The following is a 10,479-nucleotide window of genomic DNA, read 5'->3' as shown; positions in this document are numbered from 1 at the left end:
GGGCCGGGGTGGGGGCCGCGGGGGACGGGGAAGGCGAACCGGTACTGGCCGTCCGGGCCCAGCACCGCGCGCTGCTCGGGCCACACGCCCTCCCCGAGCGGCAGCGCGAGCTGCCGCCCACCCGGCGCCGGCCCCCGCCATGACGGCGGTGGTGGGTGTGGGGCGGTGTTGGGCCGGGGGACGCGGTCGGGGCGGAACGCGAACCGGTACTGCCCGTCCGGGCCGAGCACGGCGCGCTGTTCGGGCCACAACCCTTCCTCCAGCGGCAGCGCCAGCTGCCGGCCCGCCCCTGCCGAGCGCCCCGCCCGACTCGGCGACCGGCTCGACGGCTGCGCTGGGGTGGGTTTCGGGCGCGGCGGCTGTCGGCGCAGCCCCGGTAGCGGCAGGAGCAGCTGCCCGTTCGAGGTGGCCGTGACCCGCTGGTAGGGGTCGGGCCCGGCCGGTCCGCCGCCGCGGCCGGGGCCGCCGCTGGGTCGGCCGTTGCGCATCAGGCCGGCGAGGCTGCGGCCGCCGCGGCCGAGGAGGCCGGCGGTCTTGTAGAGCAGGAACCCACGCACCAGGCCGCCGACCAGCGAGCGGCCGTGGTGGCCGCGGATGCTGCCGAGGATCCAGAACGGGATCTTCCAGAGGATGTAGAGCAGCGCGAGGCTGACCAGGATGTTGATCCACCCGCTGTTGGTGGGCGCGGTCCCGAACAGGGTGGTGGCGAACCCGTCGTCGGCGAGGAACACCCGCAGCGCGGTGACCAGGGTCAGCGATTGGGCGATCTGGATGGCCAGGCAGCCGGCGAACGCGCGCCACCACCAGCGGGCGATCCCTTCGGTGTGCGGGAGGGCGTGCAGCATCAGCGCCAGCGGGGCGGCGACGACGAGCAGGATGGTGAGCGCGACCCGGACGACGTAGACCAGCAGCAGCCCGAGCAGCAGTACCGCCAGCACCACGCCGAGCAGCAGCAGGAAGATCCCACCGTCGTCGACCAGGGCGCTGGCCACGATGTCGGCCAGCGCCGCCGCGCCCGCGTCCGGGTTCACGCCCGCGGACAGGACGGCGCGGGAGAGGGCGTTGGCGATTTGGATGGCCAGCCCGGCTGCCCACAGCGACAACGCGCCGGCGACGAACCCGAGCACGAGCCGGGGCAGCAGTTCGCGGATGCTGTAGCGGGTCTGCACGGTCTCATACCCCATGACCAGGATCCCGGCGATCACGATCAGGATCGCGTAGCAGGCCAGCAGCAGCTGCCACGAGGACTGCCACAGTTCGGCGACCCGCGGGAGTTGGTCCAGGGTGGGAGTGGCCAGCAGGGTCCCGGACAGCAGTTCCAGGCCGGGGTTGAGTGCGTCGGTGACCGCGGCGCGCAGGAACCCGTTGATGGCCTGGGAGATGCATCCGGACAGGTCCCAGATCCCGCACGTCGACGTCGCACCGGTTCCGGGTGCGGGCGCCGTGCCGGGTGCGTCTGAGTTCGGCGGGAGTGGCTGCGACTCGCCGGCCGGCGGGAGGCAGCCGGGCCCGGTACACGATTCGTCGCCGCTCTCCTCGCCCGGCGGGGCCGTCGCGCCGTCGCCCTCGCTTGGGCTCTGGCCCTCGCTCGGGCTGGTCGGCTCGGTGCCGCCGGTCGTGTCGGTGGGGCCGCTGTTGTCGGGGTCGGTGTAGGTGCCGGTCGGTGCGGCTTCGGTGTCGGTGGCGGGGTCGTCGGGAGTGGGGGGCAGAAGGAGGTCGCCGGGGTGCGGGGCTGGGCTGAAGGGGATGTCGTCCGGGTCCGGCAGCGGCGGCTCGGGGTCGGGGTCGGGATCGGGCTGTTGATGCGCGGTCGCCGCGGCGGTGATCTCGGGGGGCTCGGCCCCGTCGGCGGCCGGCGGCGCCACCGCGATCAGGACGACGGCGGCCAGGACCGCCAGGAGCGCGGCCCGAGACCCGATCGCGAGGAGCGCGGCGAACCGCGCGTGCCGGGACGGGGCGTGCCATCCATCTGCCAGGGGCGGTGGTGCAGAGGCGGTGGGGTGCATGGGTCACATCCCCACGAGGCCCTGCAGGATCGTGATCAGCAGCGGCGCCAGGGCGGCGAGCGCGTAGCCGATGCCGGCGGAGCGGAACGCGAGCTTCGCCTTCTCGACCTCGCCGGGGTCGCCGTTGGCCATCACGTAGCGGATACCGCCGATAGTGGCGAATACCGTGGCCAGCGCGGCCAGGATGCCCATCAGCCAGTTCCGGACGTTGGTCAGGACCTGATCGACCGACTCCGCCTGCGCCAGCACCACCCCGCCGTCCGGTGCGTCCGGGGCGGCGCCAGGGGCCGCTGCCAGGGTCAGCGCGGCCGCGCGGACCGGGCTGCTGACCGAGCAGACCAGGAGGGCGAGCAGGAGCAGCAGCAAAAGGCCGGCGGTCCGCGCGCCGCCGCGCCGGGCCGCAGCTGCCGTTGCGGTGCCCGCCGGCGTGCAGTTGCTGCCCGCTGCGGCGACCGGACCCTCGACCTCGCCGCCGGGGTCGTACGAGGTGGTTGGTCCCGGGTCCGTGGCGCGTTCTCTCGTTCTTCCGGCGTCGGCGGGGGTGACGAGCCCGGCCGAAGTGGGCTCGGATGGGCGGTCCGTGGTCGCGCTGTCGGTGGTGCTCGTCGTGTGTGTGGTGGGGGTGGGGTTCATCAGTAGGCCTCCGACGCGGGCCGGTGGGTGGCGGGCCGGTGGGTGGCGGGGCGGGAGGCGCGGCGGCGGCCGCGGCGGCGAACGGGCGACGCCGCGCTCTCCCCGCAGGGCTGGGCGGACGGGGGCGGCGTGGGCGCCGCGGGAGCGGGCAGCGGCGGCGGGGGAGCGTGGAGGTCGCGGGCCGGCGCTGCGGGCGGTGTCGTGAGCGGGCTCGGCGCCGCCGGGAGTACCGGGTGGGCGGGCCCGGTGAGCGGGTGTCGGTCGCGAAGAGGAACTCCGGCCTGCGCGGAATTTGGTGACACAGCGTCGCCCGATCGGACGAGCCCGTCCGGCGTCGAACCCGCCGGGAGCGCACCAGGCTCGGGCCGGTTGGTGGTTGCGGAGCGTGCTCGCTGGCGGGTCGCGTTGCGCTCCCGGCGCCGCACCGTCGACCGCACCCCAGCCGTTGATCCCGTCGTGGTGCTGGTCGCCGGGATCGCCGAGGTCACCCCGGGATGCGTGGCCCGGTCGGTGGGGGCGGCGGATGCCGTGGCGGGATCGGCGGGAGCGGTGAGGTAGGCGAGCAGGCGGCGCTCGGCGCGGTGCCGGGCGGTCTTGGCCGCGGTGTAGGACTGGCCGCGGGCGGCCGCGGCGTCTGTGAGGCGGACGTGCTCGAGCCGGGTCACGCCGATCAGCTGCGCCTCGGCGACGGTGATCACCCGGTCGGCAACGGCCTGGGCGAGGACGAGGTCGGGATGCCCGGCCGGAGCCGGCGGCGGTGCAGACTCGAGTCGGGCCCCGGTGACCGGAGTCGGGGCGGACAGGGCGTCGCGGACCGCGGCCATTCCGGCGCGGTAGGCCGACCAGCGCAGCGACACCAGCACCGCGCGGCGGTGCACATCGACCCGGGCCAGGCCGTGCAGGAACCCGGCGAGCACCGCGGCATGGATGTCGAAGGGGTCGCCGGCGAACTTCTCGGTCAGCAACCGGCACACCCGCCCCAGCACCGGTAGCGCCATCCCTGCGCACGCCACCGTCCAGGTCCCGCCATCGGTGCGGGAGCGACCCACCAGATACGCCCATACCGCATCCCGGATCTCGGGGTCGCACCCGCGGGACAGCAGCCGGGCGCGCAACTCATTGAGCGGGAGCAGCTGGTCGGGAAGACCGGGAAACAGGCGGCCGTCAACGGTGACCGGGTGCGGCCCGGCGCACAACCAATCAAACGACACCCGCACCGCCTCCAGCGGCGTATGCGCGGCCGGAAAGCCTTCCGGCGCGCGCCCAATGGGAAGGTGAGAAAAGCTCAACATGTCGGCGTCTCCTTCGCTGTCTGCGGCACCTGTGTGTGTCAGCAAAGGACGCCATAGCTGCTACTACGTGGCTGCTACGTGATTACGTCGTGGCTACTACCGCGCTACTACAGGGACCCCTGGTGGACACGCTTCCGCTGCGCCCAGGTGCCCACGCCGCCGTGCTGCTCGTGGCGGGTCCACCGCCTCGCCGGGCGGCCCGGCCGGGCGCCAGCACGGCGTGAAGCGATGCTGCTCGACCACGACGTAACAGCACCGCGACCACGTTTCGGCCGCGGAATAACCACCAGCAGGGGTGCCACTACCAGCGGCGATGACGAGGGTGACCAGCGAGATGACAAGCGTGGTGACTTCCGCCACCTGGGTGTGGCGACGGCCTGCGGGTACCGGTCGGCTGCTTGGGCGGTTGCTGGCGCCAGACGTAGTAGGCGCACGACACGCCCGAATATCGGCATGCCAGCAGCTCCTCTCACAAGTTCCTCAAAGAATCTTCCAACCCGCTCATCGAATATCCGTGAACCACGTCGAAGGCGCGCAGCCAGGCACGAGTGACGACAGATCACTCAGTGCCGCCCCGAGACGTAGTAGGCGCCGTCAAAGCGGGCACCTGCGGTTGCGGGCAACCCGACAAAAAAGGTCGCGGGCGTCGTGTGACACACACGGCGCAAACACGGAGTTATAGGGCGACCACCCGAGCCCGCCCCACATCACGCTCCCTATCCCGTCGTCCGGCCCAGTCCCCGCCGGACGACTTCTCCTGCTTCTTGCCCATGACGAGGTGAATCTGGCATGACGTCACACCATCCCGATCCCGCCGGCTCCGCTCGCGTCCCCTCACGCCGACGCGGCGCTTCCCCCGCAGTCGCCGAACAGCGGGAACAGCAGGTGCCCACCACCGTGTGGACCACGCCCGCTGACGCCCCCGACCGGACACCGGTGGAGCGGGTGCTCGCGGCGTTCCCGGTACTCGCCGCCGACGCCCTGCTGCTCACCGCCGACGACCTGCGCCACGCACGCCCCAGCGCCGTCACCGGCGACGCCGCCACTCGCCGGCGCGCAACCGGTCGAGTACACGAGATCCCCGCCCGTGTCGACGGGACGGCGGTGCGCGTGCCGCCCACGCGCCTGGGGACGGCGACCCCGACCGCGGGCGATCAGGCCGCGTCACGCTGGCGCGCCGTCGGGAGCGGGCCAGCGGAAGGCGAACCGGGTGCCGCGGTTCCGTTTTGGGCCGACATGATCGACGGGCGCGTCGGCGCCGCCACCTCACGGCCGCCCGCACGGCCCGAACCGGCACCGGTCGGGACCCGACTGGCGCCGCTCGCGCCGCAGTTCCCGCCGATCAACATCGCTGCTCGGCATGAGGGGCCGGCCGTCGGGTGCGGCCGGGCACGAGGTTGCCGGCTGCTGGTGGTCGACCTCGGGTGCCAGGAAGCGGGCGACCAACTCGGGCTACTGGCTGCCGAACTGCTCGCCCCCGGCGGGCTCCTCACCGTGCTCACCCACAGTGAACACCGCAGCGGTGTGCTGGTCGACCCGACCGGGTCGGTAGTGGCCTCGGCGCAGAACGCGGACCTGCTCTACCTGCAACACATCGTAATGGTCGAGCGGCCCCTGCACATCGAGCCCACGCCCGCGATGCGCCGTCCGGTCCCATCGGCCAGCGCCGATGGGGCCCGCGCCGATCGGGCTGCGGCCAGCGAGGACGGTCGGCGACCGCGCACCGACTCCACCTCGTCCGAACCCGAGCACCAAGTGGCCGGTCGAGGTGTGATCGATCTGCTGCTGTTTGCCCAGCCTGCCGACCTCGCACCCCTCGACGAGCCCGACCCGCGGACCGCCCCGGAGCTGACGGGAGACCCGGCATGACCCACCACCAGCAGGCGCACGACGTCGGGGAGACCGAGGGTCGCAGGCTGCGCGGGGGCCTGGCCGCGGGTGCGGTCGGCGCGGTGTGGCTGACCGGCCAACAGCCCCCGCGCACCCAGCGCCTCGGCCGCTACCTGCCGGAGTCCACGGCGCACCCGGCGAAGATGCTGCCCGCGGTCGCCGCGCACGCCATCACCACCTACACCGCCCCCGGCGAGCTCGTGTTCGATCCGATGTGCGGGATCGGAACCACCCTGGTCGAGGCCGTCCGCGCCGGCCGGGCCGCGCTCGGCGTCGAGTACGAGCCACGGTGGGCCGCGGTGGCCACCGGGAACCTCGACCTCGCCGCCGAGCACGGCCACACCACCCCCGGCCGGGTGGTGCGCGGGGACGCCCGCCAGTTGGCCCGCCTGCTGCCCGAACAGCTGCACGGGCAGGTCGCGTTGATCGTCACCTCGCCCCCGTACGGGCCGTCCACCCATGGGCACCTCGCCGGCACGCGCGGTGGCCCGATCCACAAGATCAACCACCGCTACGGCAACACCCTCGATCGCGGCAACCTGGCCAACATCGGCCATCACCGGCTGCTGGGCGGGTTCACCCGCATCCTCACCGCCGCCGTCCCATTTCTGCGGCCGGGTGGCCGGGTGGTGATCACGGTGCGGCCGTGGCGGGAACACGCCGAGCTGATCGACCTGCCCGCCCAGATCGCCGCCTGCGGCCAGCGCACCGGCCTGACCCTCGTCGACCGCTGCGTCGCCCTGCTCGGCCGCGTCACCGCCGACGGCGACTTCGTCGCCCGCGGCTCGTTCTTCCAGCGCGACTTCATCGCCAAACAGCGCCGCGCCGGGCTGCCGCTGCACCTGATCGCCCACGAGGACGTCCTCATCCTCCAACGCCCTCATGCCCCGCGTGAAACCGCAGGTGCCTCGCCGCTGCCACCCGTCGTGATCGCCCAGGGCGCACTGGCACGCGACACCGATGAACGCCAGTCGGCGGCGGCGTGAGGCCAGATCGCGTCGCGGGCGGCCGCATTTGGGTCGCCGCGATCGCTGCCGTCCTCCTCGCCGCGACAGCCGGCCCCGCTGCGAACCCGGCCGCCAGTATGGGTGCGGGAGGCGCGGCGCAGGTCGCCACCGCCGGGCCGAGCTCGACGGTCCGCAATGCGCCGCCCGAGGTCGTCCCGGTGACATCCCCGGTCCCAGCCGCCAACTCCGGGGATGGCCCAACACCGCGACCAGACTCATCAGGGCGGCGGTACTCGTCCGGGTTGGCCGCGTCGACGGTCGGTCAGCTCCTTGGCCCGGGCAGCTCCTGCACCGCAACAGTCGTCGCGTCCGACTCGGGTCGGGTCGCGGTCACCGCCGCGCACTGCGTCTACATCCCGCGCCGCCACGACCGGTTTGCCGGTGGGTTCCGCGGCCGGCCCCCCGGCTGGATCACCGACCTCGCGTTCTATCCCGGCCGCGCCGGGAAGGAGGCTCCCTACGGGAAATGGAACGTCGACCACATGTGGATCGACCAACGCTGGCAGGACAGCGGGGACCCCCACTTCGACGTGGCGTTCCTACGCCTGGCCGACCTCGACGGGCGCACTGCTGAACACACTCTCGGCGCCCAGGGCATCGCCTTCGCCACCACCCGAATCTCGAGCTCTTCGGTCACGATGCTCGGCTACCCCGTCGAGCCCCCCTTCGACGGCACAACACTGCGCCGCTGCACCGGCTCTGCCGTCGACACACCCGGCTCCACCTCCAGCGACGCCCTCGGGATGGAGTGCCGCATGACCGCGGGCAGCTCCGGTGGCCCCTGGCTGATCGCCTTCGCCCCCGAACGCGGCAGCGGCACGGTGATCGCAGCAACCAGCTACCAGGGCCTCGACGGGCGCCGCACCTACGGCATTCCGCTCGGCACGTCCGCCCGGCACCTCTACGAGACCGCCGACCACACGACGACTGATCCTGCGGCACACGTCTGATCCGTGGGCAGGCCTCATCAGGCGTGCCCGCGCCCAGGCAGCCATGGCCCCGAGCGGTCCGGCCAGTACAACCGCCACCTGTTGCCACGTAACGCACCAGGCCGATCGGCGCGATGCCAACTCCCGCCGAATCGGGCCGGTACCGCGCCCGCCGTCTACGAGAGTTCGCACTCGGTACTCGATCCACAACTGATGACGATCAGAGGCTGCAGCCGCCGCTTATACCAGCGACACGCCGCTCACAGGTCTCGGGCCACAGCCCAAGGACGAGGTCCAGGTCGAGCGCGACCGAATGAGTCCACGTCCCCGCGCCCCGCGCCCCCGGCAGGTGGCGGGAGCGTCCGTCGATGGCCACTGGCTCTTCAGCAACATCCAAGCGTTCATAGACCCGCACATATAGGCCCGCCCCGCCGCATTTCCCAATCGGAGGCGCTAAACCGACCCAACCCAGCCCGGGCAGTACCAGCGGCACACCGCCGAGGTCCGGGCAGACCCCGCGAGCCCGCGGTGGACCACCTACAGGCGGGCTCCGGTCGGCGCGCTAACGCCGACCGGAGCCCTGACCGAACCCTGCAGCCACAGGAGTCCGGCTATGAGTCATTCAACCCCACGGCGGCACGGCCGTCACCGAGTACACCACCGCAACCGACACGACATCTGGTCGCTTCGCCCCGCCCGCCGTCCAGCACGTCGCCGATGGCGCCGCCGCTACCGACAGATCGCACTCGGGCTGGTCTGGGCCGTGCTCGTCGTCGTGCTGTTGCTCGCGCTCATCGGGTAATCGGAGTCCCGGCGCAGACAGCTGGCCGAGCGATACCACCGGCCAGCGGCGAAGCCGCTTGGTGATCGGCCGGAGCCCCACAGATGTCACTGCAACAGACGAACGGAGCACGACATGGACAGATCCACGCTCAGCTCACTGGAAGATCCAGTTGGGCGCGCTCGTGTGGGTGCCGGCGGGCGGAGCGCCCGACGTTTCCACTCACCAGTGAGCGGGTGCTCCGTGGCCGCTCATGTCTGAACGGAGCCGCGCACGAAGTCCGCGCGGCATGGATCGCAGCAGTTTCGCCTACTGGGCTGCCGTGCGAACTGCAGTTGCTGGTTGCCCTCAGCTGGACGCGCTGCAACGCGTCCAGCTGAGAGCAATTTTCGCCGTTGCAGCAGCCGGGCAGAAGCCCACACGATCTGATCTCAAGAGAAAGATCAGCCAGCAGGAACGCGAGCTGGCCTCACGACCTGTAGAGACTCGTGAAGCAAGTTGACGACCACACGCTGCGGTGACGGTAGGCGATCGTGTCCAAGCCACGCGGGGCTCGACTCTCGGAGGAAAGCATCAGAGCGAAAGGTGCCGCGCGCGGCCTGCCTACCAAATTCTCGCCCACCCTCGGCCTATCGGGAAGTTGGCCAATAATTGACTGAGAGACTCTCGCTCATGCAAATCACTTATTCGGCCAACTCGCGAGCTAGCACTCCGTGCAAATGCGTACGCTAGCTGCTGTGAACGTCGCTGATGTCGACCGGCGTGCAGCTCTCTACGCTCGGGTAAGCAAAATTCCCCGAAGTGTGACGACTCGGGGCAAGCGGGCTGGGCCCGGGGATGGCAAAAGCGTCGATCAGCAGCTCGGCGAGCTGACTCGAATTGCTCGTCGAGACGGCGTTCAGATCATTTCCGTGCACCGCGACGACGGCATCAGCGCCTCGCGCTACGCCGCCAGCAAGGTGCGTGAGGGCTGGCGCGAGGTCATGGCCACCATCATGGACGGCCGGGTGACCGAGCTGTGGGTGTGGGAGATCAGCCGCGCGACACGCGACCGACCCGTGTGGGCGACGCTCATCAACGCCTGCATCGCGCAGCGCGTCAAGATCACCATCAGTGGCAAGGTCCACGACCCGAACGACCCCGATGACGGGTTCATGCTGGACCTGGGCGCCGCCCTCGCAGTGCGGGAATCGGCCATGACCAGCAAGCGCATCCGCCGCGACGTCGCGGCACGGGCTGCCAAAGGTCTCCCACACGGCAAGATCCCCTACGGCTACCGACGAATCTACGACCCTCGGACCCGGGCACTGATTCGTCAGGAGCCCGACCCAGAGACGGCGCCCATCGTGGAGGAACTCGCGCGACGCGTGCTTGGCGGCGAAGCGATGTACTCGCTGACCAACGAACTGAACGCCCGCGGAGTACCAAGCCCCGAGACCGTGCGGATGCGACGACTTGGAGACACCCAGTCGAGCTGGTTGTGGCGTCAGGACCAGGTCCGCGACGTGATCTTGTCCCCCGCTGCCGCCGGGAAGCGCGTTCACCAGGGCAAAGTGCTTGACGGGGTTATTGCGAGCTGGGATCCAATCATCAGCGCCGAAGAGCACGCGCTGCTGGCGGAGAAGCTGTATGACCCGGCGCGTCGCAGCTGGGTCGACGCCTCGGTCAAGCACCTACTTGCAGGGCTCGCCCGGTGCGGGGTATGCGGCTCCCCGCTGCGTCGAACCATCAACCGCAAGCGGTACGGCAACTACTCCTGCTGGGGCGGGAAAGGCACCGGCTGTGTGAGTCGCAAGCAGGAGTGGGTGGACACCCAGGGGGTCGGCAAAGTCGCGGTGAGTGGGCGCTGAGCTGCGGCGACACGCGGTCGAGGATGTAAGCACGGGCACGACTCCGGTGGTGATCTTGCGGTTCTCACACCAAGCTTGATCATCGGAGAGC

The 10,479-nt window shown here is 71.4% G+C and carries 7 protein-coding genes; 4 read left to right on the top strand and 3 right to left on the bottom strand.

What is annotated here, in order from left to right:
• From KME75_RS36075 to KME75_RS36065, 3 genes are all read right to left on the bottom strand, one after another.
• A partial coding sequence (locus KME75_RS36075; RefSeq protein WP_219419429.1) for a TrbL/VirB6 family protein occupies window positions 1–2,006 on the bottom strand: 2,006 nt, incomplete at its 3' end.
• Between the two features lie 3 nt (window positions 2,007–2,009).
• Window positions 2,010–2,639: a pilin gene (locus KME75_RS46385; protein ID WP_219419428.1), complete on the bottom strand. Its 630-nt coding sequence runs from the start codon at window positions 2,637–2,639 to the stop codon at window positions 2,010–2,012.
• Window positions 2,639–3,850, bottom strand: a complete 1,212-nt coding sequence (locus tag KME75_RS36065) for a sigma-70 family RNA polymerase sigma factor (RefSeq protein WP_219419427.1) — start codon at window positions 3,848–3,850, stop codon at window positions 2,639–2,641. The genes KME75_RS46385 and KME75_RS36065 overlap by 1 nt, the downstream gene beginning before the upstream one ends.
• A gap of 966 nt (window positions 3,851–4,816) precedes the next feature.
• On the opposite strand from KME75_RS36065, the gene KME75_RS36060 reads away from it, so the two are divergent.
• From KME75_RS36060 to KME75_RS36045, 4 genes are all read left to right on the top strand, one after another.
• Window positions 4,817–5,800, top strand: a complete 984-nt coding sequence (locus tag KME75_RS36060; protein WP_219419426.1) for a hypothetical protein — start codon at window positions 4,817–4,819, stop codon at window positions 5,798–5,800.
• Complete coding sequence (locus tag KME75_RS36055; RefSeq protein WP_219419425.1) at window positions 5,797–6,807, top strand: TRM11 family SAM-dependent methyltransferase; 1,011 nt, start codon at window positions 5,797–5,799, stop codon at window positions 6,805–6,807. The genes KME75_RS36060 and KME75_RS36055 overlap by 4 nt, the downstream gene beginning before the upstream one ends.
• A gap of 263 nt (window positions 6,808–7,070) precedes the next feature.
• A complete protein-coding gene (locus KME75_RS36050; protein ID WP_219419424.1) occupies window positions 7,071–7,778 on the top strand; it encodes a trypsin-like serine peptidase in 708 nt (235 codons plus the stop codon).
• Window positions 7,779–9,275: 1,497 nt separating this feature from the next.
• A complete protein-coding gene (locus tag KME75_RS36045; RefSeq protein ID WP_219419423.1) occupies window positions 9,276–10,388 on the top strand; it encodes a recombinase family protein in 1,113 nt (370 codons plus the stop codon).
• Window positions 10,389–10,479: the final 91 nt, after the last annotated feature.

The sequence above is a fragment of the Pseudonocardia nigra genome (genome assembly GCF_019396355.1).
Taxonomy (GTDB): domain Bacteria; phylum Actinomycetota; class Actinomycetes; order Mycobacteriales; family Pseudonocardiaceae; genus Pseudonocardia; species Pseudonocardia nigra.
The sequence above is the reverse complement of the archived record's forward strand: the minus strand, read 5'-3'. Positions and strand labels throughout refer to the sequence as shown.

Excerpts from the sequence above, each read along its gene's own strand:
- KME75_RS46385 (WP_219419428.1), bottom strand. The coding sequence starts at position 2,639 with ATGAACCCCACCCCCACCACACACACGACGAGCACCACCGACAGCGCG.
- KME75_RS36055 (WP_219419425.1), top strand. The coding sequence starts at position 5,797 with ATGACCCACCACCAGCAGGCGCACGACGTCGGGGAGACCGAGGGTCGC.